The sequence below is a fragment of the Candidatus Fukatsuia symbiotica genome, assembly GCF_003122425.1.
Taxonomy (GTDB): domain Bacteria; phylum Pseudomonadota; class Gammaproteobacteria; order Enterobacterales; family Enterobacteriaceae; genus Fukatsuia; species Fukatsuia symbiotica.
In genome coordinates, this window is the sequence record NZ_CP021662.1 from 17607 (window position 1) to 42898 (window position 25292).

Genomic DNA, 25292 nt, shown 5'->3' on the forward strand with positions numbered 1-25292 from the left:
ATTTATAAAGGAAACGCTATGCCAAGGAGACAAATTCTTTCGCAGGCCGAAAGAGAATCATTACTGGCGTTGCCTGAAGATGAGTTAACACTGAACCGAATGGCTTATTTCAGCGAACAGGATTTAGCGCTTGTTAATGCACACCGAAAACCTGCCAGTCAATTTGGCTTCGCCGTCCTTCTTTGTTATCTGAAGAATATCGGATTTATTCCGGACAAAAAATCGTCACCATCCGCAGCGCTGTTGAAAATAATCACCTCCCGCCTCAAACTTTCAGCAGAATTCTGGCAGGAATATATTTCAGGTCGCGCCACCACCCGGCGTGAACACCTGAGTGAAATTTATCGTTATCTGAAACTGACCGCCTTTAATGGCCAGATCCAGAAAGAATGCATTCAGCACCTGCTTCCTCAGGCAACCATGACGGATCGGGGCATACTCCTTGCTGAAGCGCTGTTGAGACATTTGCATCAGCGGCGAATTATTGTTCCTGGCATTGATGTTGTGGAACGCACCTGTGCAGAAGCGATGACGCTGGGTGATAAAGCCGTTTATACCACGCTGAATGCGCAGCTTACCCCACAGCAAAAATCAGCACTTGATACGCTACTGGTTACCACCGAAAAACAAATTTCCCGTCTGACATGGTTGCTGCAGCCTCCGGGGAAAATCAACGGTAAGAATGTGCTGCAACATATAGATCGCCTTAACGCCATTGACGCTCTGGCGCTACCGGATGGCGTTGAGAGGAATGTTCACCAGAACCGGCTGCTGAAACTGGCACGGGAAGGGCGCAAAATGAGCAGCCGCGATTTAGCTGATTTTTCCTCATTACGTCGATATGCGACGATGGTTTGTGTGCTGACGGAGGCCAAAGCAACAATCATTGATGAAATTATAGAACTGCATGAACGTATTCTGGGCAGTATGTTCAGTCGAGCAAAACGGCAACAGGCCGAACGCCTTCAGAAAACTGGGAAACTGATACAGCAGAAATTACGCCAGTATGTTTCTGTCGGTCAGGCTATTCTGGATGCACGTGACGCAGGCGAAGATCCTCTGTCTGCAATTGAACATGTATTATCGTGGGAGGATTTTGCCGCCAGCCTGGAGGAGACCAGGCTCCTTGCCCGGAAAGATAATTTCGAACCACTTCATCTCATTACCGAAAAATTCAGTACGTTGCGCAAATATTCTCCCCGGTTGTTATCCGCCCTGCAACTGAGAGCCACTGCGGCAGCCTTACCACTCAGTGATGCCCTCGATACTATTCGTGAAATGTATCGAAAGCAGCTACGGAAGGTTCCCCCATCAGCGCCACTAGATTTTATCCCTGAGAGCTGGAAAAAGATGGTGATCACCCCCACTGGTATTGACCGCCAATATTACGAAATCTGTGCGATGAATGAACTCAAAGGGGCTTTACGGGCTGGTGATATCTGGGTCAGAGGCTCCCGTCGTTACAAAAACTTTGATGATTATCTTATTCCGACTCACGATTTTGAAAAGTTATTAAATCATAACCCGTTAAGCATACCTTTTGAAACAGACTGTGGGGCTTATCTCAAGTCCAGGATGCTGCTGCTGGCATCTTGCTTAGAGGAGGTTAACGCTATGGCTGTTACGGGCGATCTGCCTGATGTTGAGATCTCTGATAAAGGCGTAAAGATTACGCCGCTGGATAACTGTGTTCCCGCAACAATATCACCGCTTGCCGATCTGATTTACAGCATGTTACCGCATCCAAAAATTACAGAAATACTGGATGAAGTTGAGCGATGGACAGCTTTCACGCGCCATTTTACGCATCTGAAGAACCCTCTTACCCACCCGGAAGATAATCGCCTTCTTCTCACCACAATCCTGGCGGACGGCATTAATCTGGGACTCACAAAAATGGCCGAATCCTGCCCGGGGACCACACGTTCTTCGCTTGAAAATATGCAGGCATGGTATATCCGCGATGAAACCTATTCTGCTGCGCTGGCCGAACTGGTTAATGCCCAGAAAGCACGTCCACTTGCGGCATTATGGGGGGATGGCTCAACCTCATCTTCTGACGGCCAGAATTTTCGGGTAGGCAGTCATGGCCGCTACGCGGGACAGGTCAACCTGAAGTACGGCCAGGAGCCAGGCGTACAGTTTTATACACATATTTCTGACCAGTACAGCCCGTTTTACACCAAAGTGATCAGCCGCGTGCGTGACTCCACCCACGTACTTGATGGCCTGCTCTATCACGAAAGTGATCTCGAAATTACTGAGCATTACACTGACACGGCGGGTTTCACGGAGCATGTTTTCGCACTGATGCATCTGCTGGGGTTCGCTTTTGCGCCAAGGATCCGGGATCTTCATGACAAGCGACTGTTCATTCAGGGAAAGGCGGAAAAATACCCTGCGCTACAATCAATCATTTCCACAACATCACTGAACATTAAAGAGATAAAAACTCACTGGCACGAGATACTGAGGCTGGCCACCTCAATAAAACAGGGAACGGTCACCGCTTCGTTAATGTTGAAAAAACTGGCCAGTTATCCTAAGCAGAATGGGCTTGCCAAAGCTTTGAGGGAAATTGGGCGCATTGAGCGGACACTGTTTATGCTGGACTGGTTCCGCGATCCTGCATTGCGCCGCAGGGTTCAGTCCGGACTGAACAAGGGAGAAGCCAGGAATGCGCTTGCCAGAGCAGTCTTCATGCATCGTCTTGGCGAAATAAGGGATCGTGGTCTGGAAAACCAGAGTTACCGCGCCAGCGGACTGACGTTGATTACGGCCGCGATCACGTTGTGGAATACGGTATATATAGAAAATGCCATTAATCTGCTGAAACGAAAAGGTGTTTAGCTCAACGAGCAATTGCTGGCACACCTGTCACCGCTGGGCTGGGAGCATATTAATCTGACGGGAGACTATACTGGCGAAACAATAAAAAGCTGGCAGCAGGCAAGTATCGACCTCTGCGGCCAGTTGATGTCAGTCAGTACAAAAAATCATCTTAACGTACAATATTTTCCGTTTCCCAAACGGAGCCCTCCAGGGCTTGATGGCATTCGATTCCCAATATTCGAAAAATTTTTTAATCTCCTTTAAGCTCATCGAATATAAAAAACCGGTATCTATGTTAGCCACTTCACCATCAGATATCTTCGAAAGCGTCTTGATGAGTAACGGGGCGGGGACAGTTAATTTTTTGAACCAATTAAGATTATTCATTGCATAGCGAATGAACCTTTCATCGCCTAATTTTGAGAAAAATAAGGCGATATCTTTCGTGTTGGTTACTTGCAAGTATTGCGGATCAAGCTCACTTAGCCATATTGCATCTTGCTCTTTAGCGCGTGCAATGCCATCGATTAGCTGCGCGTAAGCAACCTGCCCCGCATATCCTACCAGATCTTCAATTTTTGGCGGGCTTAATTCACCGTCTATTTCCTGCCAAAAAAGATCACCGATTCTCAGGAGTCTATTCCCTTCTACTGCAATAGGTGTCCAGTTTAGCCAGCTGATCTGTGATGGTAAAAGAGAAAGTTGTCTAGCAATTTCAACTTGTAACCAGGTTTTATCTTGTCGTAACCGATATTTATCTGGGCTATCAACGGACTCTTCTATCAAAGAGTAAACGTTTATAGGTTTATAGCTCGATTTTAAACCTGCCAGTATGTCGTTTATCTGCCCCCATTCCGTTGCATCGCCTATGACACTACGAAGGTTATTCCAATGGTCGGTCGCCAGCTTATCAGTGATATTAAAGGGCGTGAGAGCCTGCTGCAGTGCATTTTGACAAGCCTGGATATCTGCTCCGTTAGTAAAAAAATTTGCATAAGATTTATCCTCAATAGAGGCAATACCCAGTATTTTACTAAAATGATTCCAGTACTCATTAAAGACATGTATTTCATAAAATGGATTGATAAAATGGCGACTGGTAGATTCCGTTATCACTGCATGGGCGATAGTGTTTTTATATGCCGAGAAATTATCCGATAATTCACCTGAGGAGCCAGTTAAACTGAGTTTAGTTCCTATGATGTGGCTATGTACACCAGAGCCACACATCATAATTTTTCTTGCTAGTTCCCGAATTTCATCCAATTTTGTTACAGTGGGAATAGATCCTTCTTCCTGAAGAGATTGAGCAATTTCTTCTATAGGTCTTTTTGCTTGATATAGGTGATGAAGCCGATCGAAATTTTTTACATCAAACAGAGCCATTTTAAATTGCATAAACATATTTTCTACCGTACTTTTTTTTCTTAGAGATTCTGGCAGGTCGGTTGTAATTTCGTCTTGCCCAAGATTTGGAGCATGTTGGTTATAAAAATCAATGATGCTCTGAATAGATTGTTCATACTCTTGTTTAAATTTAAGATAATTGACTGAACGTTTAAAGTGAGGTATCGCAGCTTTTGTTTTCCCTGTGTAATAGACAGGAGAATGAGCATCGGAAAAAGCCATCTCTGGTTGCGTCATTTCTGCAGTTTGTTGAATCGGCATAATCACTTCCTTGGATTATTTTAAATAGGGGTCGTGGTGAGGTTTCTTGCCAAATGTCGACACGGTGTAACCCCCCACTTTGCTGGCCAAAGCGATGAGTTCCAACTCCTGTCGCTGGCAATCTTGATCACGGGTCGACTGGTCCGGACAACATAATAATCAACCGGCATGACTCCCGCTGCCGGCGGGGCACGAATACTCAGCGAAGCGATACTATCTGGCCCGATGTCATTACCGATACCGAGCAGCATACCCGCCTGTCGCTTAATTCTTTGGCGTAATACATCGGCAAGAAGCGCACCGGGATCGTGCCACAGATTAATTTCATAATCAGGGTTGTAATAAACCCAGGCTTTCATGTAAGCAATTTGCTTAACACCCATGTTGCCGATCCAGATAAAATGAATTTTTTTCTCTACCGGTGTTAACAAGATCATTTTTCTTTCTAATACCGCCTGTAAAATAGTTTTAATTTTTAGCCTAAGTTGTACGTTAATTAGTTTGTATTCTTTTTTTAACCGCTGTTCCAGCCCGGTTTGTAAACGCGCTAACAAACAAAGCTCTTGATAGCCCGCCGGGATGGCCAATGCCTGGTATTCATTGATGATAAAACGGATCCGATCAGGAAAAACCAGCTTGCTATTGCGTATTTCATTGATTAGTTGTTTTTTTTCCATGATGAGATGCTCCATTAATTAAATAATCATCGTGGCTGAGGGGAATGTGGTTAGGGGCTTGTTGGTTATTGGGGTAAGTGTGATGACCGCTATTATTAAGCTTTAGCGTTGTTAGGCTTATCGAACGATGATAATTGACGAGTAACGTGTAGTATCATTATTTTTCAAGTGTTGCTAAATAACGATCTTGAATTTCGGCGAGCCGACGAGCAGTCGTTGTTTTTGCCAATAATTTGTTTTGTAGCTCTAACAAAGACGCATTCAGTATATTCAGTTCTGTCATCTGATCCTGATGATTAGCCTGCCACTTTGTTTTCATTTTTTTCAGCAAGGTTTCTCCCTGATGACCGTCTAAGACGTAAAGTGGTAATAGATCTTCCGTGAGTTGTATCGGTTGTTGATAACCTGCTTCCTGCAAAATTTTATTGCTTAAATAAACCGATATCCCTCGACCAATTTTTTCTATCTGTAAATGATCACTCGGAAACTTTGTGTCTTTTAAGCATAAGGAAACCAGCGCACTAATGACTTGTCTTTCTAAGCTCAGCGGTTGAATACCGGTTGAGCTTAAATAAGCAAAGGCTTGATGATGACGCAGGGTAATACTATGTTCATCCTGATTAATAAGAATACATTGAGCATTATCAACCAGATAATTTTCAGTATATTTTTTATCCAGAATGAATGTCCATTTAATTTCTTGCAACGATTTCGCTAATTCTGTTTTAGCGAACAATAGTATTTTTCGAAATGTCTTTCTGTAATAATAACAATTCTCCACGATATTTTTAAGCCTGATCTTTAAACTTGGCGGATGACGCAATAAATATTGACTTGTGATGCGGCCTAACCTGGACCAGGACGTATTTTTTATTTCTGAAATATTACTGTTAAAAACAGAATGAAAATAAGTTCCTATCCGTGATAGTAAGGGATCATTCATCTCATTGAAATGTTTTTTATATTTAATCGCATCAAAAACGGTACGATGCCGGTTTAATTCATAACCGAGTATCACCGTGTGAGCGGTAGGCTCTACCCTTGAGTTATCCACGCTGGCATCCAGTGTTAAATCCAGTTCCAAATCTTCTGTTATGATTTTTTTAATCACCAGATTCATCATATCAGAAGAAGACGCTAAAGGTTCAGGAGGGATCGACTTACGTGGCGATAGCTGTGTCACATCAATCGTCGTAGAAGAATTAGAGCTGGCTGAAAGATAATTGCTGGATATTAACGATCGCGGCTGATCGTTTTCTTCCGTGGGGGTTGATAAAGCGGCATCATCCATCCCCTCGGTGCTCAATATATCATCGACCACGTCAGGATCCGTCGGTAAAAACGTATCGTTAAGCGAGACTTCATAGCTTAACCGCCCAGGTGAAACCTCACCTGCTTCAAACAAAATACGCTCGGTAAAATAGACGATAGGGCCACGATTAAAAACACTCGCCAAACCCGGCATCGGATCTTCCAAATCTGATAGCACATGGAGCATTTCATGCAGATAAATACGGGCAGCAGAAAATTCCGCGGAAGTGCCCAATAGATTAACGTACTGGGGCATCAGTGGCAGGGTACTAGCACTGGGAAATTTTATCTGACCTTTATGAACGTTGAATTGCGGTGACAGCGTTGAGGTAATTTTTATTTGAAATGTCTTGTTCAGAAAATCAACCGCATAATTAAATAATCGTCTAAAAGTAGGGCTGCGACTATACATGGTATGGTAGATCTGGATAAGAATGGAGGGGGATTGGCCCCTTTCCAGGGCCAACTCGAATCTGGCGTGAAACAGGTTATCAAAATGAGGAAATCGCCGGGTATTTTTAGCTTTCGATAAAAAACGCGATACCGTATTCACGGTCACACTATCACCTAAATGCCAGAACCAGGCGTTTAAATAAGCAGAGGTGGCTTTACGTTGGTAATGCCCACCACCTTTTAAACTCAGTTTGCTGTAATATTTTCCACCCGCTTCCCGGGTGATCCTATTAGCATAATTTGGTTTTTCTGTCTGCCAGTCCACTTCATAAAAAAAGCCACCCTTGCTATTTTTAATCGGCATTACTCTGTCTTGATTGATGACATAGACAAGAGAGTAGTCTTTCCATTTGATGCCCTGTGCACCTTGGCGTACGTGCAACGCCTGTTCCTGAAAGGACAGCGGGATCCTGGCACGAGGTAACGCGAGATCATAGGGATCAGGCTTGATGGTGATAGCCTCAATATTGTCGGTCCAATGGGTAATGGGTAAATCCGTGACCTGTGAAGTTGCTCGGCTTACGGTGCTGATCACTTTTTTGTCATTCTCCATTAGGCTATGGAAGTTTACCTCAGTTTCACTGATGCCATTTTTTAATCCGTTATACAGCAGGCTTGCGCCATCAAAACCGAGTGCCAGGGTGCCGATAAGCGTTTGCAGCCAGTCGTGATGGCGGATCCCCTGCTCTATATTGTAAGCGGCACCGACAACCGGGATAAGATTAATCAGTTCTTCAAATACGTCACCAACAGTAAATTGTGTTATCGGATCAAGCTGTAAACGACATTGATCTTGCCTGCATGTGGTGAGCAGATGGTCGATTTCCTGCTGAATGCCATCAGTGTTAAGGCTCTGCTTGCACATGATCAAATTATCTTTGGCTTTCGCTCTGAACCAGGGATTGTTAGGCAATTGTGCGATAAAATGTTGCCACTTTGCCGATAATTCTGCCGGAGCATTAACCGACCTGGCAGGTAGCCTGATATCCCTGTTCAGCAAATCATAGCCACGTTGCGCCCGATGCCAAAATTCCTGGAAATAATCCCCCGTCATGACCGCGGGGCTAGGCAGTGTAATCAGATGGGATTGCAGAATGATATATTCATGTATTTGCTGCATCTCTTCCTGGTTTAGATCATAGTTGCTTAGAATTTCACCGGTTGCCTGGCGTAAATCAAAATGCGGGGGCTCGCCGAATACCGCCAATAAGCGCTCATGTGCGTCTTGCAGTAATGTGGCTGTTTTTTGTGGCGCAGCATCTTGCTTAAAATCAATACGGCACGATTGCGCCAAATGTAGTGAAAAAAGTAAAAAAGGGTGCAAGGGGTAATGTTTATGCTGATTCCAGTGTTGAATCAACGCCTTAAATTCTTTCAAAAGCGCCTGATCACTCTGCCAATGATCAATTACTGGCTGATTGTGGTGCTGATTAATGCGTATTACGCTTGAAGCCAGCGAATGCTGTACTGTTCCAATCACATACTGTTTGCTCTCCTCGATGGCTAACAATTTTTTTTCCAAAATCCGGGTCTGTTCTGTGTCTGTTAGAAAAAAGAAAACGGAGAGCTTTTTTAATTCATTAGCGAGATCGGAAAAAGTTTTTCCCAATGCATATTTAAACGCAAAACCATCAAAAGCGATAACGGGTGTGTTGTCTGTTTCATCAATAGCATTTGTATTAATAAAAAGTTGATCCAATATTTTTTTCTCTCCTTCTTCTTTTTCTACTACAGCGATAAATGCATGACGCAGTGCAGGCAGATCCATGTTAAACAGTGAATTTTCCGCTTGACTTAAGCTATAAAGCAAGACAGCCTGATCGACAATAGCCTGATATTTTTTGTCATATTCCGCTAATATATCGGATAAGGCGTAATGGGGATCATAATAATCAATCACTCCTAACAATGCTTCAGTCGTCGTTAGGGGTTTATTTTTAATTTTATTCCAGTTTATCCATTGAGATAATGTTTGCATCAGTGAATAAAGTTGTGCCCGATCCAATGTTGCCGCTGGCCAGTTAATCATCCTTGTATTAACACCCTGCACTATATGGTTATCAAAAGAAGCTAATGCGGTAATAAATGGCATGCCAGGAATATCATATAAGGCACTGCTGAGCTGTAGGGCATATTCAATATAATGTAAAATAGAGGGGCTGATATTATGCCAATTATTTTCTATCTCTTCCGCAGACCAGGAGAGCGTCTGCAATAAAAGTTTAATTTCAGTCTGACTGCTATTATTTTTATACGCTAAATAGATAATGTATTTTACTTTGTTCGCAAGTGGTAAGCTTTGCCATATTTGTTCATTTGTTTGTTTCGCCGCCAGTATATTAATGGCAAGGGGACTGCTTTGATTAAATTGATTGATTAATACTTCGCTAAAATAGTCTGGACGCACTGTATCGGTTGATGCCAAAGCACCGGGAACGGTGATTTTTTGATTCATTTTATCTATCCTTGAAAAAATATTAATGCGTGATGCCTTAACATCCATTTTGATGTCGGTTTGACAAGAGAAGGCTGGTTTTATCTGTGAGAAACGGAGGGTGGTTATAAAAAAATAAAGATCATGAGGATTAATGAGAGGCTAAAGCCATCAGCACTGAGTTAAAAAACGAACAAGCATAAAATACCCAGCGTCTATGTAAAGTACGCTGATTTTATGCAAAATGCAAAAATTAACTATCGCGTGGTTCCGGAACACCAGATAGCAGACAAATAGCTACCAGCTGGTGTGAATGATTAAACATTTTTTAAATCATATTGATTCTTTCTTCTCCCCGGATTTTTGGGTTTGAATGGCCTGTTTTTGTTGGTGTAGTATTAGCGCCCCGAAATAAAATAGTTTTACCTTCAATATTTAATGGTTTAGTGATTGGGATAACTAAAAATTAACAAGAATATAAAAAATACCATTAATCAAAAAGAGATAGGCAGGTTCAGTTAGCAGTGCCGCAGCGATCACTAATCCGTTAGCCATAGCAATACGAGAAACCCTATTGTCTTAAGACATCATATTGAAAAACCCGGCCGCACAAATTCTGTTAACGTATCCAGATTATGCGACCGAACCAGAGTCACATTACGCAACAGGCGAATAGCTGCCTGGATTATTGCTGTATGACAGCAATGACGGCACTATTTTTTCTACGGCGATCCTTCTGTTGTCAATGTAATATAAGACGGATTGGCAGGGGCGGTATCACTCCCAATAATAGGAGAGCATAAAAAAGTGTGGAGCAATCATCCAAATCATTCTCAATTGACGATAAAATCATTGACACTATTTTAATGTATCTCAAGATACTCTTGATTACCCCAAACACAGTTTCATGGTGAGCTAAGAGAACGGGTATTCGGTTCTGAAAATCGATGGGCATATCGGAGAAAAGAACGATGAAAGCACTGGATTAGCTGCATAGGGTTGCCCCACACTTTTTTATGCTCTCTCATCTTTGTGCAAACCATTGCTGGCATTGGCTTAAAGACAAATTCGACCGCCTTAAAAAAAACCCGTAACCAGTTGTATGTCATCGGGACATAATACATCTATTCATATGGAGTCAGCTATATGCAATCAGTAAAAGTAGATATCACATCTATACAACAACTCGATTTAGCCCCTCTAACAAAAAATCAAAAATCCCTGATATGCATGGTCATTATAGGAAATATTCTCGAATTCTTTGACTTGTTTTTGGTCGGTTTTGTCATTACCCTGCTGATGCAAGACCAACAGTGGTCATTGAACGCAATACAGTCTGGCTTTATCCTTGCGGGAGCGGGACTCGGCACAGTCATCGGCGCAATTGCTTGGGGTTGGTTCGCTGACAAATATGGCCGAAAAAAGTCATTTATCTCATGTATTTTGATGCTTGTTATATTTACTGGACTGTCTGCCCTAACGCCTGAAAATAGCTGGGTTTTTTTGTCGATCATGCGCATTTGCGTTGGCATAGCGGTTGGCGGGATTAATGTTACTTCTGTGCCTTATGTTCAAGAATTTGTACCGTCCAAAAAGCGAGGTCTATTTGCTGGTCTTACTTCAGCGTTCATACCATTGGGGCTATTTCTTGGATCCCTCACAACGCTTTATCTAGCTGAACCGCTTGGCTGGCGAGGCCTTTTGATAATTGGCTGTATTCCAATTGTCTTGCTGGCATGGACAAAATTTATCCCAGAATCACCACGATATTTAGTATCAAAAGGACGCTTTCAGAATGCTCGCGAAGCCTATGCCTGGGCGATGAATATTCCGGTAACTAAAGTAGGGGATTTACCTGAATATGTATCCGCTCCCAAACCGTCTTATCTAAAGATTATCAAGGACTATCCAAAACAACTGACTATTGTTGCTATTGGTTCATTTTGTTTTATCTTCGGAAGTTTCGTTATTCAGTCATGGGGACAGGTATTACTAAATAAATCCTTCCACTTTAGTATTCATATGGTTGCTAATTTATTCATGATACTTTCCTTAGGAGACTTAGTCGGTCGATTACTGTCGGCATGGGTCTCCGATTATCTTGGGAGACGTTGGACACTCTTTGTCTGCGGTTTGATTGGTGCTCTAGGATGCACGATTGCAGCGCTCTCTATACAGATCACTACAATCATGCATTTTTTCAGTCTGAATATTACCTCTTCGGGCTGGATTTTCTTTGTTGGAATCTTTATAGCTATGATGTTTGGCGATGGTGCATTTAGTATTATCAATGTATTTGGTGGAGAAATGTTCCCTAATCATATACGCTCAACCTGTCTTGGGCTGGGCTATGGAGTAGGTGCCACCGCTAAAATTATTGGCCCGATTTTTTTAGGTGCTATCATCGGTAGCGAAAAGTTGTCTGAAGATGTAGTGTTAGTCCCCTTCCTGATATTCGCGTTTATTTTTTTTATCGGTTCTATAGTTTATTTATTTGCTCAAGAAACTCGTAATATCCAGCTTGAGGATATATGAAATTTCAGATAACGACACTAATTTTGGAGCGCGTATTCAATAGTAACGGTGTCAACGCTACTGTAGAGTCCGGTTTTCGCTAATCTGAGAGCCTGTACAAGATTCTGTGGTGTGACACGATGCTGTTCCTGTGATTATTTCAGCCAATCAGTAACGAGGCGAAGAAACCTACTGTCTCACCGGTAGTTCCCTACCCGACTATGCATTATACCCAAGTGAAATCAAGATGCAGGATTTAGCGCCTGGAAATTATCGTTTAAGCGAGATACCAGAGAACTTGCCATTTGTGGTAGCTTCACTTCAAAGAAGTTTAAGATATCGTTCTTAAAACTCTGTTTAGATGGGTAATATCTATTGTTTCGTGTTTGCTCATTCATCACCTTCCACAATCGCTCTATCGGGTTTAGATTCGGGCTATACGGCGGAAGGTAATGAAGCTGGATATTCAACGTAAGCGCGGCGTCTTGCACAAGCTGTGAACGGTGATAGCCTGCACCCTCGAGGATCACATGTGCCGTTGTCGTGATGGGATAATGCGCGCGAATGGCAGACAGGAAGTGAACCACATTTTCGCTGTTAATCGTCTCATCATCACGGATTATGGGGTTAGCCACATTCTGGATGTTCAAGGCTCCCATGATATTCAACCGCGTTCTGCTCCCGGTGGTCTCTATCGTTTTATCCTGGCCTTTTCGTATCCAGCCGTAGCTTATTTTGGCGGCTTGTGTCGGATGAACGGCATCAATAAACAGTATGGGGTCATTACCCGCGGCGTCTTTCAATTCGCTGTAGGTCTTTATAAATTGCGGCTGTTTCTCAACGGCAAATTTATGCGGAACACCTTTCGGCTTTTTATAGCTAAAGCCATGCTGCTTCAACCCTTTATACAGACCTGATACGGTAAAGGTGATGTTCCAGCGTCCAGCGATATACGCCACAATTTGGTGATTGTGGTGGTAGAGCTGCTGGGTGAGATGTTCAACCAGCGACGTGGTCTGTTCCGCATTGAGATAGCCATCGGAGCCGCCATTTTCAGGCTTGAGCTTGTTGAGTTTATGATAGTCTGTAAGGTGGCGCCGCACCGTGGTTTCATTAATGAGCTGTGAGTGAGCAATCATAGGGGGAGTCCAGCCGTCTGCGGACAACAAAACACACCGGATCCTGTCACAGACACGGCGGTCATGGCTTTGACGATGTTGGGCTTCGAGGGTAATTTTCTGGTCAGCAGTCAGCTCTATTTTCATGGCTATGAGCATGATCCTTATCGACTTCAAAATCAAGCATCTTCATTGATCACGGGTATATATCAGTGAACTTACATCGGATGTGAGCAAGACAGCTGAACCCTTCTTTGTACTCCACGGTTTTCATGTGGTAGAGCGAGGGCTTCCTATCCGTCGTGGCGTATGGCATAGGCGGTATAAATTGATTTAAAATAAAGGGTCAGAAAACAAGGTATCGATATCACATTGTCGCTTTCTGCGAAGGGCTTTAGCTTGAGCCCATTTGTGCTCAATGGGGTTCATATCAGGAGAATAAGTGGGAAGATATTCCAGAATAAAGCCAGCTTTCTGTCTAGCAGACTGGATGTCTTGGCGTTTATGGAAACTCACATTATCCATCACAAGGACCGCGCCTGGAGGGGATTTTGGCAGTAAATCTTGGGTGACCCAGGCATAAAAAATATCGCTGTTGATATGGCAGTCGAAGGTACAAACCGTGGTTAATGTTCCGTTAAGCTGGGCACCAATGACATGAGTACGGGCTTTGACATGCCAATCGTGCTGGCCGTAACAGCGCTTACCTTTCACTCAATAACCATAAAGACGCGGCATATCATGGGCAAAACCGCTTTCATCCACGTAAATTATCGGGGTATCACAGGTTTCATAGGCCTGTATCTTAGTCTGAAAATCTTTTCGCGCTTGGACGTCGATTTTGGGATGATAAAATGTTTTTTTATAGCTAAACCCAGCGCGTTTTAACGCATCGCAGATCCCTCAAGCACTGCCCTCATACGCTGAGCTCGTTCGTATTGAGACGCGTCAGGATAGGTTTCCACATCAAGGAGCAACGCGGCACGGTTTATTTTGGTCGCCGGTTTATTACGCGTCAGGAAAGGGTCGATACGTTTAGCCCAGCGCATTAGACTCGCTATCCCCACACAAAAACGTGTCGCCGTTTCGGCATAAGTGAGCTTTTCTTGCTTTTTAATAGCCAAGACATGTTGGCGGAATTTTAATGGATAAGTCATCTCTAAAGGGGTCGTGTGGAGGAACCCCAAAAGTGTTCGTTCTGAGTTAACACTATGAATTAACTATTTTTTAATAACGAAAATTTATCTCAATGCCATTTACATGATGATTTTTCTTTACCTTACCAAGGCCTACTAGAGAGAATGCTCAACGTGTAACAACCCGCTCTGTTTTTTCACCAATAACAACCCCTCTGGATCGTAAGTACAAATACAACGTCGTTTTTGAAATGGCTAATTGTTCAGCAATTTTTTTAACTGGGATAGTCCCATTTTTATAAAGTGCTTCAGCGATAGCCGCTTTTTCTATTGCCGTTGGGTTCATTCCTTTAGGGCGCCCCCCTTTCGCCCACGCGCGCGTGCTGACTTTAATCCCGCCTGCGTACGCTCTCTGATAAGTTCACGTTCAAATTCAGCCAATGAGGCAAAAATACCAAAAATCAATCGACCCTGCGCGGTGGTGGTATCAATCGGATCATTTAAGCTGATTAAGCCCACTTTTTTTTCGAGAAGCTGGGTAGTAAGATGAATCAGGTGTGCCAAATTTCTGCCTAAGCGATCCAACTTCCATACAACCAAGGTGTCTTCTTCTCTTAAATTTCTCATGATTTCATCAAGAACAGGTCTTGCTGTTTTTGCACCACTTGCTATTTCTTCAACTATTTGCGTGCAACCCGCCTGTTTCATTAGACCTCTTCGGAAACTATAGCAGGCGCCATGTAACGTGATCACTTTTGTTAATAAATATTAATTAATATCAATATGTTATTTCTAATTTTCATAATCAACTGATACGGCGCCTGCTATAGCATTCATGTAGGAATGTTGGTAAAAATCTCCTGAACAAGGAGCCCCCATGAAATATGAACAAATAAAGGTATTGGAAGAGGAAAAATTTCGGCGCTTAACCGGAGTTAAACGCAGTACATTTGAAAAGATGATAAAGATATTGAATGAAGCAGATAAATGTAAGCAAGGGAAAGGAGGTCGGAAACCCAAGCTGGGTTTAGAAGATCGCTTATTAATGGCCCTTGAGTATCTACGGGAATATCGCACTTATTTTCATGTTAGCCGAAGCGATGGGGTGAGTGAGAGCACCTGCTATGAAACGATTAAATGGATAGAAAATACGCTAATAAAGCATCCTGATTTTGCACTCCCTGGACGCAAAGCTTTATTAAAAAGTGATAGGGAGTATGAGCTCGTTCTTATTGATGCCACAGAAACGCCGATTGAACGTCCCCAAAAAAACAAAAGCAGTTTTACTCAGGAAAAAAGAAACGACCCACCTTAAAAACCCAAGTGATCGTCGATAAAAAAAGCAAAGCAGTCATCTGTACAAGCTTTACTCATGGGAGGCGTCATGATTTTAGGTTGTTCAAAGAGTCTGGCGTGCGAATACATCCTGAAATCAAAACAGTGACAGATACAGGTTACCAAGGGCTTGGCAAGATCCATTCAAACTCGGCGTTGCCTAAGAAAAAGACAAAGAAAAATCCCTTAACAAAAGAAGATAAACGCAACAATCGTGAGTTATCAAGCCAGCGTGTATTAAACGAAAATGTCATTGGTATGATTAAACGATTTAAAATCGTATCAGATCGTTATCGAAACAGGCGAAAACGTTTTGGATTACGATTTAATCTGATTGCAGCAATTTATAACATGGAAATTAGATAAATCAGAGTTTCCGAAGAGGTCTATTTTAAAGTACAGATGAGCGCGATCGCTTCACGTTTTTCCGACGAAGGCTTTACCAGCTATTACCAGGCACTGACACAATCCAATGTGTTGGCGGCGGTGCGCGATAAAAAGATGAACCTGGCGGTGATGGTAGCGCCTGGCGTGGTTCGACAAAAAGGCCCGTTATCCAACGGAGTGTATGCCTGGGAAATCCAGTATCCGGTCACGCTGAAACTGGCCGGCCAGACCACATCCCTGCCCGAGCAACGCTTTATCTTTTCTTTGTTTATTCAGCGTGCAGACGTTAGAGATAAACTTAACGGATTGGAAGTCACCCAATTAGTGACCTTTGATGCAAAATAAGACAGTGTTACTGAACAGCGGGGAATTTTTCCATTTTGAGGGGCTGGTTTTCTGTATTTTTATCGTTTGTAAACTTCGCGGCGGTTGCCAATACGCACAACCAGAATGATCAATTCGCGATCTTGAATATCGGCGATGATGCGATAGTCACCCACACGGTATTTCCAAAATACACCTAATTTAATGCCCTTTAAGGCGTCGCCGACGTCTCGTGGATTTTCTAACTTGGCAATACGATCATGTAAAAATCGTAAAATACGTTTAGCGATTTGTTTATCTAAATCGCCCAAATTTTTCCGAGCCAGTGTAGACAGCTCAACTTTCCAAGTCATATTGTTTCATCACTTCTTCCAGAGACACAGGGACACTACGGCCAGCGCGCACTTCTTCAAGTTCATGCTCAGCAAGGTAAATGTCTTCCAAATCATCGAGGTGCTCTAGGATGGCTTCACGCGCATAAAAAGTTTTGCTACGCCCCGTCACATCGGCCAATTTTTTCAACCGGTTTTCAATTTCTTGAGGGAGTCTGATGGCAAGCATGACGATCTCCAAAAAATAAATGATATACAAATATATCATGACATATTACCTCAATCAACAAACAGTAACCCGCTTGCGGGTTAACCTTGGATAATGACGATGAAAACCCCTCTCTTTTTCTACTGCTATTGGTTAGCCTGACAGGGCACGCCATGGCAGCTGAAAGTAACAATCATTGGCAGTCGGCTACGTCTGCATCGACTGCCAGTCTGCCGCCCGTACCGCCAAAAGATCAAGAGCCGTTGGCGACGTTGCACCTGCCGTCAGCAGCACTCAGCTATGCACAGGAACAGGCCACACCCTTATCTGGTGCAGAAATCGAGAATTGAGCCGTGCAGCGGATGCCGCCAGTCGCGGGCGGGCTTATCAGCCACGGGTAACCCTGCCGCGCATCAGCACATTGACGGTCAATTTATCGCCCGGGGCCAGTGTACCCATTTTGCGTACAGCCGCCGATCAGACCAGCAGCGTCACCTTTGCTGACAGTACCGGCGCGCCCTGGAAACTGGGTGCCCCGCCGTTCAATTCCAACAATAAAGGCTTTCAGGTGAGCTACATCCCCGGCAGCGCCATGATGGCGGTTCAGGCCTTGCGCCGTTATGACACCGGCAATGTGACCGTTTACCTGGAAGGCCTGGCAGTGCCGGTGGTGGTCAACTTAACCAGCGGCGAGCCTGACAACTCATCCTCCACCCAAATCATGGACAGCCGATTAGATTTGCGACTTCCCCAGCGCGGGCCTGACGCGAAACCGATGGCACAACCGGAAAGCAAAATTGTCCTGTACAACACTGTATTGCAAGCGTTTTTGGATGGGATGCCTCCCCTGGAGGCTAAACGGTTACGTACCAACGGTAACCTGGCATCGACGACAGTCTGGCAACTTGGCGATGAGCTGTATATTCGCTCGCGCAGCGAGATACGAGATGAGTTTGAGCAAACCCTATCTTCCCTCGACGGCACTCACCTGTGGAAATTGCCGCTAACACCCTATGTCAATTTTTCCGTGATGGGCCGTACCGAGCCGTTGACCATCCATCTGGAGTAACCCATGCCTATTGAAAAAGAGTTGGCGCTGGATACCAGCAAGTCATTGATACTGATAGTGATTGGTGTCGTTGTTTTAGGGTTTGCGATTTACCTGGGCTACAGCTTGTACAACAAACCCGCTGAGGCACAATCCAACTACGCGATCGACAGTGTGGCGGCCAATGTCGGCCGTCACACCACAGAGAGTGCTCAATATCGTGAACTACTGGAAAAATATAACGCCACCGAGGCCGCTAAAGCTCGAGAGGAAGGGCAAAGTTTTGTCGCCCGTATCCGCGAAGGCGCTATCGACCCCGGTGAGAAAAAACAGCCGGGTCGGCCACCCGATAAGCTAAACACAGTGCCACCTGAGACCAGTGGTGAACGTTCAGTGGCCGCCGATAATTCAGGGTTAAGTGAGAATCGCAGGAAAGCGATTGATAGTTTGCTCCAGGATTTAAATGGGCAGTGGCAACCGGTGCCGTTTCAATTGGCATCACGAATCGAGGGAGGAGAAGGGAATAAAGGGGACACCTTTACCGCCTGGACAGCCAGTTTAGCGCCAAAATATAAGGATACGCCGCATTTTGCTGGCAGGGAAATCGCGGATACAGAAATCGTGGCACCTTACACCCGCGTGCCGGGTGTCATTGAAACCGCCGTTGATTCTGATAACCCTGATTCACAGGTTTTAGCGGCTATCCCCAGCGGTCGTTATGCCGGCGCGCAATTGCATGCCCGTCGTGTTCAGCTGGCCGGTGACGGTGTCACTATCCACTTTGAGCGCATGAATTGGCGGGGACAAACTTATACCGTCGATGCTTACGCGCTCAGTGATGAAACCCTGCAATCCTCTGTGGCAAGTGACGTCAATCATCGTTATTTTTCGCGCATTATCTTGCCGGCCATCGCCATGGGTCTCGGGCGCACTGGGCAATTGTTTGAGCAGTCTAGTACGCAAAATATGATCACCCCGCAAGGTAGTGTGATCCAGACCCGCCCGGCTATCCCGAGCGGTAGCGCTATCGCAGGGACTGTTGTCGGTGGGATCGGCAATCAGGCAGGGCAGGTGATGACCAGCGATGCGGCACGATTACCCATCAAACAGGCCACGATTAACCGTGGGCAAATTATCGCCATTCAATTTATTGGCGGCGTGTATGAAGCAAATAACGTGCGTCGGCAAACTGAGTCGGGTAGCCAGCAGCAACCCTCGACAGGAAGGGCACCATGAAACGTGAAAAAACGGACCTGTTTAATTTCGATACAGTGGACACCAATGATAACGAGGGATCCAATAGAATCAGCGAGCCTGAGATCCTTATGGAGACAGTGTCCCAACCCAAACGCTGGTTTGGCCTAGGATTACGCGACCTATTGATACTGGCGGTCTGTGTCATCCTGGGTGTGGCTTACCTCTTTTGGCCCAATACACAGGTCCAGCAAAGCTCTGCCCGATTTGCCCCCTCTGAACCCAAGGCATGGAACTCAGCTTACCAAAAAACGGAGCCTGGAGTATCCACTATGCCGTTAGTGGTCGATCCCAATACACTTTCCGTTGCAGCGGAAGCCTTGACCACCTTTAAAAAAGAGATAGCGACGATTTTGGAAGCGCGCCGTAGTTTCGCTGAGGAAAATCGTGAGGCTATCGGGGCGTTATCAGAGCGCCTGGAGTTGGCTAATCAACAGGTCAAGCAGCTGGAACGGCAATTGAGTGACATGGCTATCCGCCTGGAAAGCGTACGCACTCAACCCGCAGCCTCAAAACAAAGGGTCTCTACGCCAGTGAAAAAAAGAACCCAAAATCCACAACGGGCCAGTACCGATGGCTATCAGATCAACACCCTGTGGCAAGGCATGGCGTGGGTATCGTATAAGGGCAGCATTCATGCCGTCCGTGAGGGTGATACGCTGGGCAAGCTGAAAATAAAACATATTGACGTTTCAAAGCGGAAAATTGAAACCTCTGCCGGCATCATCCGTTGAAGGAAGTAAAATGAATACTGACCTGATCCAGATGCTGGTTAACTTTTCCCGCAATATTACCCAGTCCGGCATCAATTTGGTGATGACGCTGGCTGTAGTGATGGGGATCGTCAGCGCCATTGTTTATCTACTGCGCTTTGCGCGCCCCAAAAGCCATCGGGGGCCGGCTCAGAGTCGAGCCTCGGTAAAATGCTGCTGTTTCTGATGCTGTGTGGCGGGTTGATTGCGTTAAAGCAAATGATGAATGCCTCTGCCCATCAGCTAGGCTTCGGCGATGTGACCTTTGATGCCATTGCTTATGTTTCATCGACCAAATACGGCCCGGCTGCCGAGGCCATTAATGCGGTACTCACTTTGCTGCGTTTGCTGGGAGTCATTTTTTTCTACCAGGGCATGAGGCGCATGAAACGCTCTCTGGTTGACGGCCATACTGGCCTGACGGCCGGCGAAGATGTTTCCAACGGCGTAATTAAACTGCTGATTGGCCCGCTACTGATCTGCAACCCCTACTTTTTAACTGCATTGCAAAACACCTTTAACATCGTTTGGTGATCAAGCATTACTTGACGTGTTAATGCCAACTATTTCAATAAATGACTATCCCTAATCAGGAGATTTTATGCGCACCTTTAATCACCCAGTACTGTTTGTCTGCACCCATCTTTCTCTGGCGGCTGAGCGCCTTAGCCAAAAAATGGCGCAGGGGATAATCGCGCTGATTGGCCTGTGTACCGCCCAAATGGCCTCTGCTGATGAGGATATTGCTGGCATGGTAAATAGCATCACCAGTGGCATTACTAGCGTCAAACCGGGGCTGCTGTTGGCGGCACAAGTGGCGGGCATAGGTTGCGTGATTGCCGGTATTTTCTTGTGGCTACGCAAGAAAAACGATCCGCATGTTAAAGGCTCGCACATCGCCATCTTTATCGGTATTGGCTGCATTCTAATTGCATTGGATCAGTTCATCAGTCGTGGTCAAAAGCAGGCAGGTTTCCGGCCAGTCAGTGTGGGCTGATTATTGTGACATTGTCACTGATGGCGATGAATTTTCTGGAGATCAACCATGCTTGTTTTTTCCTTACTTCGAGAGACATGGGGTCAGGCGCCACAAAAAAGTATTTCTGTCTCGTTGAGCCGCCAGGCGCATACAAATAGCCAGCAACAGTGCGAATTTTGTGGTTACACCTCAAAAAATAACCGCCTGCATTTTGTTGATCACAATCCGCTCAACCACCGCAGTGACAACCTCACTGTGGTCGATCCCTTATGTGAAGCATGGCAAAACTTGAGAGCACTGAATGCTGACGATGGATTTGTGGTGTATCTGCCGGAAATAAGACCTGAAGATGTTGACCATCTGCAGCGTACTGCTATTTTGGCACTGCAATCAGCCGATCCCATTTATCGGGATGCCGCCAAAACAGTGATTAACTGGCTGGCGGCGCATAAAAAAGAGGTAGAAGCATTTTGGGGCACGGCGCATCCCGGTGAATTTGCCGAAGCATTGATGCAAGCAGGTGGCGAACAACGTACTGAATTACAGAATCGCTGGCGTCATTTGGCATTGATACTCAATCCCCAAAAATTTACTGGTAAGGACATTTTTGCCGATGACGGACCGGAATTGGATACCGCTAAGTGAGCGGCTTTGTATCAGGACTATTCAAGCACTAATCGATTTTAGTGTTATTGATCACCCAATCCTCAACACGTAAGCCAGGTACACGCTCGAATTCACGTAAATTGTTTGTCACCAGTATTAATCCTTGTGAGCGAGCATGGCCCGCGATCATTTGATCGTAGGGACCAATCGGGGTGCCATTGTTAGCCAGTTCAGCCCTAAGCTGACCACTATCGGCAGCCGCTTTCTGCGTGTAATTGAGTACTTCAAGGCGCGCGACGAATCCTTCAATAACCCGTAAATTTTTCTCGGCAGAATGCGATTTTTCAGCACCATAAATTAGCTCCATTAACGTCACTGTGCTGATACAGAGTTGGCCGTGATGGCGATCGAATGTGGCCCGTACTTCCTGTGGCTTATTCTTGATAGTAAAGATGCAAATATTGGTATCGAGCATATATTTCAGCATCAAAATGTTTCTCGTTCTTGATCTCTGGGTTGCTCACGATTCACCATAAAGTCAGCAGATACACTTTCCCCATCAAACCAGCTATCCCAGGACTCTCCTGCCGGTGTGATGATACGGGTACGGCCTATAGCCACAATGTCAACCCGTTTGACGTCTTCTGGTAGCGCTACTGCTTTAGGTAGGCGAACAGCCTGGCTGCGATTGCTTTTAAATATTGAGGTTTGTTCCATATTCTCCTCCGTCATTTGGATATGCACAGTGTATATCCAAGTCTGACACTTAATTTGTATATGTCAATGGGATATACCCTGGTGACATAAAAATCATATTCCATATCCCACACGATGAAGGATTTTTATGATTGAAAAAACGCTCACCGCGATTGAGTCAGCGATAGCGGCGGTTTCGCGCTACACACTGGGAAAAGATTTCACTACCTACTGCGATCTACGTACCGTTATTGGCTTAACCGAAGAAGATAAAATGCTTCGCCCCGCCTTGCAGGCGCCTTACATTTTTGTCACTCATACCGGCGATTACGCCAGTGTATTTGAAATCCAGGGCGCATTTTGCGAGTTTGATGAGCAGGCCGCCTTGAGTGAGGCCGAGAAAAAAGAAGACGCCTACTCTTTTCATTATTACATTGCACGCTTGCATACCGCGCTGGCTAGTGAATTTAAAGCCTTGGGCCACAAGCTCAGTTTTGTCTTTGAACGTGATCCGGATAAAGCGCGGGAAGAATTAACTCGGCTAATGTCCCCGCAATCCCGTGCCACTCGTCGTATTGGGATTGATTTGGATGACATTCTGCAGGAAAAAATCGATAAATTAGTCCCTTTTGTCGCGCGGGAACGGGCTTTTATGGTGGTTTATACTGGGCGGATTGCTCTGCCTGCCTCAGAGCTAAAAGAAGAACAACAGCGCCTAAACCAACAGCTGGAAGGTGCCCCCGTTGCCTGTTTCTGCCAGGATCCAGAACATTATCGCCTAGAGGGCTTGAAGATCCGCCATGATGCGCTAGTGAGCAAGATAGAACAGGATTTTTCCACCGACGGTCAGGGTGTATTACTGCGCCTGATGGATGCGCATGAAGTGGGATTCAGTATTCAGGAAGAAATTGATCGCACTGGCACCGCCCGCAATTGGCAACCCCTGTTGCCAGGGGACCCAATTTTTCCTCACGGGATGCCGAAAGGCGAAGATCACAGCGGACTATTGCCCCCTCACCTGAATTATCAGCTGTTCTCGCAAGAAGCCAATACCTACGGTAATCTGGTCGAACTGGATGGCCTCTGGCACAGCAGTCTGGCGTTGACACTGGGGCCACAAAAGCCGGAGACCTTCACTCAACTGTTTAACAAGGTCAATCGCAAAGTGCCCTTTCGAATTCGTTTTGATCTGATGCCCGGTGGGCACGATATTTTGGGTAAAAAACGCACCGCACTGGATTTTCTCGCGGTGATCCCCTCACTGCGCCCGGTGTATGCTGCCGTCAATTGGCTGGCTAACAACAATGATAGTGATCCCACCTGTGTGATGACCATTACGGCCAGTACCTGGGCGGATAATCCACAGGGCGTGAAACGCAATATCACGATGTTACAGAAAGCCTTCCCATCCTGTGGAGTCTGCGAGATCACCCGCACGTTTGGCGATCCGCTGCGCGCCTGGACTGCTACGATTTTAGCCGCTGCGACTAACGGTGGCGTTAATCTGTTATTTCCCCCTTGTCCGCAGCCCTGGCAATGTTGCCACTGAGTCGGCCCGCGACGCCCTGGCCGGATGAAGCGAGTGTGGTGTTTCAAACCGTCGATGGCAAACCCTTTCCGGTGCGTTTGGGCAGTTCGCTACAGGAAAAATTCACCGAAATTATCACTGGTGAACCCGGGTCAGGCAAATCGGTATTACTGAATGTGCTTAACGAAGTGGTGATCAGCAACGGTCAAACTCAGTTACCTTTTTTGAGCGTCATCGACAAGGGCTACAGCGCACAGGGATTGATACGCCTGCTCCGCGATGCGCTGCCGCCTGCGCGCCGTAATGAAGTGGTCGGCATGGTGCTACAAAACGACGCACAACATTGCCGCAATCCGTTTGATATTCAGCTGGGAGCGCGTTATCCGCTGATGCCAGAGCGGACTTGGCTGCTCAATCTCTGCTACGCCCTATGTACCGATCCCACTACCGGCCATCCCCCCAATGCCAAAGACACCCGGCAAATTCTGGGCAGAGTGATCGATGAAGCTTATCGTAATAATGCAGAAAAAAGCCCGATCCGCTACGCCCCCACACTGGTGCCAGCGGTGGATAAGGCGCTATTCAACACCGGTTTGCGTGATCAATATACCGACAGTGAATGGGAGGAATTTGCCTGGTATGAAGTGCGCGATATGCTGTTTGACAAAGATTGTATTAGGGAGGCCACCCTGGCGCAATACCAGGCGGTCCCTGAGCTGACCGACTTGCAGGGTTGGCTAAACCATGAGGATGTGCGCCATGCCTTCGGCAACATCAATCGGGATGGATCACAGGAATTATTACTGGGCACTATTTCACGCTGCCTCACGCAAGCCAGCACCGAATACCGCATGTTGGCAGGCCGTACCCAGTTCGCCCTCGATGCTAATACCCGCGTTATTGCCATCGATTTGAATAATGTGATAGGTGATGATTCTGATGAGGGGCAGTTACGTACTGGCATACTGTATCTGTTTGCCGGGCAAGTGGCCGGCGGGGATTACAGCTTGCCGCAGTACCGCGAGGAACTGCTGGCTAAAATTGATCCCCGCTATGAAACGTTTCATCGGGCGCGCCTGGAACAACTCGATCAGGAGCTGAAAACCAAGGTCTACGATGAGCTGCATAATGCCCGCAAAGTCCGTTTTATTTTTAGCGCGCTGGAAACCCAAGATCGGGAACAACGCAAATTTGCTATTCGTACCGTGCTTTCTTCACAGTATTTGAGTGATTTTCCGCCTGATTTGCTGAAATCAGCCAACTCGCTGTACCTGATGCGGGTTCGGCCAGAAGACGCAAAAATATTAACTGAGCATTTCCAGGTGCCCCCAACCACTGTCCGGCGTTTTATGACCCTCAGCAAAGGGGCCTGCTCCGATGGCAGCGGCACCTGCTTTTTGGCGGTATTTCGCACTAAAGTGGGGCGCATCGCACAAATCCTCAAAAATACGGTGGGCCCACGTGAACTCTGGGCGCTCAATTCCACCCCCAAAGACAGTGCATTGCGTAACCTGTTATATGAGCAACTCGACGGCCACACCGCCCGCGATATTTTGGCGGAAAATTTCCCCACCGGCAGTGCGGAAAAAATCATCGAACTGCGGCAAAAGCAGGCAGGGGAACAGGATCACAGCAACATTACCCGCCGGCTGGCGGAGGAGTTAATTGCCCGTCGCGGGACACATTTGTGAGAGAACCCA

At 45.8% G+C, this 25292-nt stretch carries 22 protein-coding genes and 4 pseudogenes; 15 read left to right on the forward strand and 11 right to left on the reverse strand.

Annotated elements, in window-relative coordinates:
* The first annotated feature begins 18 nt into the window (after positions 1–18).
* A pseudogene (locus CCS41_RS15200) lies at positions 19–3005 on the forward strand (Tn3 family transposase).
* Here CCS41_RS15200 and CCS41_RS15845 read toward each other — a convergent pair.
* The 3 genes from CCS41_RS15845 to CCS41_RS15220 form a co-directional block, all read right to left on the reverse strand.
* Positions 2980–4500 carry a hypothetical protein gene (locus CCS41_RS15845; RefSeq protein WP_162860136.1) on the reverse strand — a complete coding sequence of 507 codons (1521 nt, stop codon included), beginning with the start codon at positions 4498–4500 and terminating at the stop codon, positions 2980–2982. The pseudogene CCS41_RS15200 and the gene CCS41_RS15845 sit on opposite strands and share 26 nt — an antisense overlap.
* Positions 4501–4520: 20 nt before the next feature.
* Positions 4521–5177, reverse strand: coding sequence for a TcdA/TcdB catalytic glycosyltransferase domain-containing protein (locus CCS41_RS15215; RefSeq protein WP_162860137.1), 657 nt, complete (start codon positions 5175–5177; stop codon positions 4521–4523).
* A 157-nt stretch (positions 5178–5334) separates the two neighbouring features.
* Positions 5335–9396: a hypothetical protein gene (locus tag CCS41_RS15220; protein WP_119797999.1), complete on the reverse strand. Its 4062-nt coding sequence runs from the start codon at positions 9394–9396 to the stop codon at positions 5335–5337.
* A gap of 1125 nt (positions 9397–10521) precedes the next feature.
* Here CCS41_RS15220 and CCS41_RS15225 point away from each other — a divergent pair.
* Positions 10522–11910, forward strand: coding sequence for an MFS transporter (locus tag CCS41_RS15225; protein ID WP_119798000.1), 1389 nt, complete (start codon positions 10522–10524; stop codon positions 11908–11910).
* A 221-nt stretch (positions 11911–12131) separates the two neighbouring features.
* On the opposite strand, the gene CCS41_RS15230 is transcribed toward CCS41_RS15225, so the two are convergent.
* Positions 12132–13154, reverse strand: a complete 1023-nt coding sequence (locus CCS41_RS15230) for an IS630 family transposase (protein WP_119797794.1) — start codon at positions 13152–13154, stop codon at positions 12132–12134.
* Between the two features lie 61 nt (positions 13155–13215).
* Between CCS41_RS15230 and CCS41_RS16200 the strand changes: the two are divergent.
* Positions 13216–13344 (forward strand): annotated as a pseudogene (locus tag CCS41_RS16200) (GNAT family N-acetyltransferase); the annotation flags it as partial.
* On the opposite strand, the gene CCS41_RS15235 reads toward CCS41_RS16200, so the two are convergent.
* The 3 genes and pseudogenes from CCS41_RS15235 to CCS41_RS16960 all read right to left on the reverse strand — a co-directional run.
* Positions 13341–13721 (reverse strand): transposase, encoded by a 381-nt coding sequence (locus CCS41_RS15235; protein WP_240313963.1) that lies wholly within the window; start codon positions 13719–13721, stop codon positions 13341–13343. The pseudogene CCS41_RS16200 and the gene CCS41_RS15235 sit on opposite strands and share 4 nt — an antisense overlap.
* A 170-nt stretch (positions 13722–13891) precedes the next feature.
* Positions 13892–14164 carry an IS630 transposase-related protein gene (locus CCS41_RS15240; RefSeq protein WP_162860138.1) on the reverse strand — a complete coding sequence of 91 codons (273 nt, stop codon included), beginning with the start codon at positions 14162–14164 and terminating at the stop codon, positions 13892–13894.
* Between the two features lie 178 nt (positions 14165–14342).
* A pseudogene (locus CCS41_RS16960) lies at positions 14343–14851 on the reverse strand (recombinase family protein); the annotation flags it as partial.
* Between the two features lie 169 nt (positions 14852–15020).
* Between CCS41_RS16960 and CCS41_RS15250 the strand changes: the two are divergent.
* A protein-coding gene (locus CCS41_RS15250) for an IS5 family transposase (RefSeq protein WP_240313793.1) occupies positions 15021–15844 on the forward strand; the annotation gives its coding sequence in 2 pieces (ribosomal slippage) (positions 15021–15408 and positions 15408–15844; 825 coding nt in all).
* A gap of 36 nt (positions 15845–15880) precedes the next feature.
* Positions 15881–16210, forward strand: coding sequence for a DotI/IcmL/TraM family protein (locus tag CCS41_RS15255; RefSeq protein WP_240313966.1), 330 nt, complete (start codon positions 15881–15883; stop codon positions 16208–16210).
* 59 nt (positions 16211–16269) lie between these two features.
* On the opposite strand, the gene CCS41_RS15260 is transcribed toward CCS41_RS15255, so the two are convergent.
* Positions 16270–16542 (reverse strand): type II toxin-antitoxin system RelE family toxin, encoded by a 273-nt coding sequence (locus tag CCS41_RS15260; RefSeq protein WP_119798001.1) that lies wholly within the window; start codon positions 16540–16542, stop codon positions 16270–16272.
* Complete coding sequence (gene relB / locus CCS41_RS15265; RefSeq protein WP_119798024.1) at positions 16526–16750, reverse strand: type II toxin-antitoxin system RelB family antitoxin; 225 nt, start codon at positions 16748–16750, stop codon at positions 16526–16528. The genes CCS41_RS15260 and relB overlap by 17 nt, the downstream gene beginning before the upstream one ends.
* An 86-nt stretch (positions 16751–16836) precedes the next feature.
* Between relB and CCS41_RS16965 the strand changes: the two genes are divergently transcribed.
* From CCS41_RS16965 to CCS41_RS15300, 8 genes are all read left to right on the forward strand, one after another.
* Positions 16837–17079 (forward strand): hypothetical protein, encoded by a 243-nt coding sequence (locus CCS41_RS16965; RefSeq protein ID WP_119798002.1) that lies wholly within the window; start codon positions 16837–16839, stop codon positions 17077–17079.
* Entirely contained in the window at positions 17076–17798 is a 723-nt protein-coding gene (locus CCS41_RS15275) for a DotH/IcmK family type IV secretion protein (RefSeq protein ID WP_119798003.1), read from the forward strand. The genes CCS41_RS16965 and CCS41_RS15275 overlap by 4 nt, the downstream gene beginning before the upstream one ends.
* 3 nt (positions 17799–17801) lie before the next feature.
* Positions 17802–19013, forward strand: coding sequence for a conjugal transfer protein TraO (traO, locus tag CCS41_RS15280; protein ID WP_119798004.1), 1212 nt, complete (start codon positions 17802–17804; stop codon positions 19011–19013).
* On the forward strand, positions 19010–19765 hold the full coding sequence (traP, locus tag CCS41_RS15285; RefSeq protein ID WP_119798005.1) for a conjugal transfer protein TraP: 756 nt from the start codon (positions 19010–19012) through the stop codon (positions 19763–19765). The genes traO and traP overlap by 4 nt, the downstream gene beginning before the upstream one ends.
* Before the next feature lie 10 nt (positions 19766–19775).
* Positions 19776–19970 (forward strand): hypothetical protein, encoded by a 195-nt coding sequence (locus CCS41_RS15850; protein WP_162860139.1) that lies wholly within the window; start codon positions 19776–19778, stop codon positions 19968–19970.
* The gene (gene traQ, locus CCS41_RS15290) at positions 19955–20317 is read left to right on the forward strand and encodes a conjugal transfer protein TraQ (protein WP_162860140.1); all 363 of its coding nucleotides are present in this window, start codon (positions 19955–19957) and stop codon (positions 20315–20317) included. Before CCS41_RS15850 ends, traQ begins: the two co-directional genes overlap by 16 nt.
* A 67-nt stretch (positions 20318–20384) precedes the next feature.
* Positions 20385–20780, forward strand: coding sequence for a DUF6750 family protein (locus CCS41_RS15295; RefSeq protein ID WP_119798006.1), 396 nt, complete (start codon positions 20385–20387; stop codon positions 20778–20780).
* Positions 20781–20828: 48 nt separating this feature from the next.
* A complete protein-coding gene (locus tag CCS41_RS15300) occupies positions 20829–21407 on the forward strand; it encodes a TraT conjugal transfer protein (protein WP_119798007.1) in 579 nt (192 codons plus the stop codon).
* A gap of 28 nt (positions 21408–21435) precedes the next feature.
* On the opposite strand, the gene vapC is transcribed toward CCS41_RS15300, so the two are convergent.
* Complete coding sequence (gene vapC / locus CCS41_RS15305) at positions 21436–21855, reverse strand: type II toxin-antitoxin system tRNA(fMet)-specific endonuclease VapC (protein ID WP_119798008.1); 420 nt, start codon at positions 21853–21855, stop codon at positions 21436–21438.
* Entirely contained in the window at positions 21855–22085 is a 231-nt protein-coding gene (gene vapB, locus CCS41_RS15310) for a type II toxin-antitoxin system VapB family antitoxin (protein ID WP_119798009.1), read from the reverse strand. Before vapB ends, vapC begins: the two co-directional genes overlap by 1 nt.
* Before the next feature lie 127 nt (positions 22086–22212).
* Between vapB and CCS41_RS17445 the strand changes: the two genes are divergently transcribed.
* Both CCS41_RS17445 and CCS41_RS17450 read left to right on the forward strand, forming a co-directional pair.
* On the forward strand, positions 22213–23613 hold the full coding sequence (locus tag CCS41_RS17445; RefSeq protein ID WP_338025037.1) for a hypothetical protein: 1401 nt from the start codon (positions 22213–22215) through the stop codon (positions 23611–23613).
* 548 nt (positions 23614–24161) lie between these two features.
* Positions 24162–25283 (forward strand): annotated as a pseudogene (locus CCS41_RS17450) (ATP-binding protein); the annotation flags it as partial.
* Positions 25284–25292 lie beyond the last annotated feature (9 nt).

Excerpts from the sequence above, each read along its gene's own strand:
- CCS41_RS17445 (WP_338025037.1), top strand. The coding sequence starts at position 22,213 with ATGATTGAAAAAACGCTCACCGCGATTGAGTCAGCGATAGCGGCGGTT.
- vapB (WP_119798009.1), bottom strand. The coding sequence starts at position 22,085 with ATGGAACAAACCTCAATATTTAAAAGCAATCGCAGCCAGGCTGTTCGC.
- CCS41_RS15240 (WP_162860138.1), bottom strand. The coding sequence starts at position 14,164 with ATGACTTATCCATTAAAATTCCGCCAACATGTCTTGGCTATTAAAAAG.
- CCS41_RS15295 (WP_119798006.1), top strand. The coding sequence starts at position 20,385 with ATGCGCACCTTTAATCACCCAGTACTGTTTGTCTGCACCCATCTTTCT.
- relB (WP_119798024.1), bottom strand. The coding sequence starts at position 16,750 with ATGCTTGCCATCAGACTCCCTCAAGAAATTGAAAACCGGTTGAAAAAA.
- CCS41_RS15300 (WP_119798007.1), top strand. The coding sequence starts at position 20,829 with ATGCTTGTTTTTTCCTTACTTCGAGAGACATGGGGTCAGGCGCCACAA.
- CCS41_RS15850 (WP_162860139.1), top strand. The coding sequence starts at position 19,776 with ATGAATACTGACCTGATCCAGATGCTGGTTAACTTTTCCCGCAATATT.
- CCS41_RS15230 (WP_119797794.1), bottom strand. The coding sequence starts at position 13,154 with ATGAAAATAGAGCTGACTGCTGACCAGAAAATTACCCTCGAAGCCCAA.
- CCS41_RS15225 (WP_119798000.1), top strand. The coding sequence starts at position 10,522 with ATGCAATCAGTAAAAGTAGATATCACATCTATACAACAACTCGATTTA.
- traQ (WP_162860140.1), top strand. The coding sequence starts at position 19,955 with ATGCTGCTGTTTCTGATGCTGTGTGGCGGGTTGATTGCGTTAAAGCAA.
- traO (WP_119798004.1), top strand. The coding sequence starts at position 17,802 with ATGCCTATTGAAAAAGAGTTGGCGCTGGATACCAGCAAGTCATTGATA.
- CCS41_RS15260 (WP_119798001.1), bottom strand. The coding sequence starts at position 16,542 with ATGACTTGGAAAGTTGAGCTGTCTACACTGGCTCGGAAAAATTTGGGC.
- CCS41_RS15845 (WP_162860136.1), bottom strand. The coding sequence starts at position 4,500 with ATGCCGATTCAACAAACTGCAGAAATGACGCAACCAGAGATGGCTTTT.
- CCS41_RS15255 (WP_240313966.1), top strand. The coding sequence starts at position 15,881 with ATGAGCGCGATCGCTTCACGTTTTTCCGACGAAGGCTTTACCAGCTAT.
- CCS41_RS15220 (WP_119797999.1), bottom strand. The coding sequence starts at position 9,396 with ATGAATCAAAAAATCACCGTTCCCGGTGCTTTGGCATCAACCGATACA.
- CCS41_RS15215 (WP_162860137.1), bottom strand. The coding sequence starts at position 5,177 with ATGGAAAAAAAACAACTAATCAATGAAATACGCAATAGCAAGCTGGTT.
- traP (WP_119798005.1), top strand. The coding sequence starts at position 19,010 with ATGAAACGTGAAAAAACGGACCTGTTTAATTTCGATACAGTGGACACC.
- vapC (WP_119798008.1), bottom strand. The coding sequence starts at position 21,855 with ATGCTGAAATATATGCTCGATACCAATATTTGCATCTTTACTATCAAG.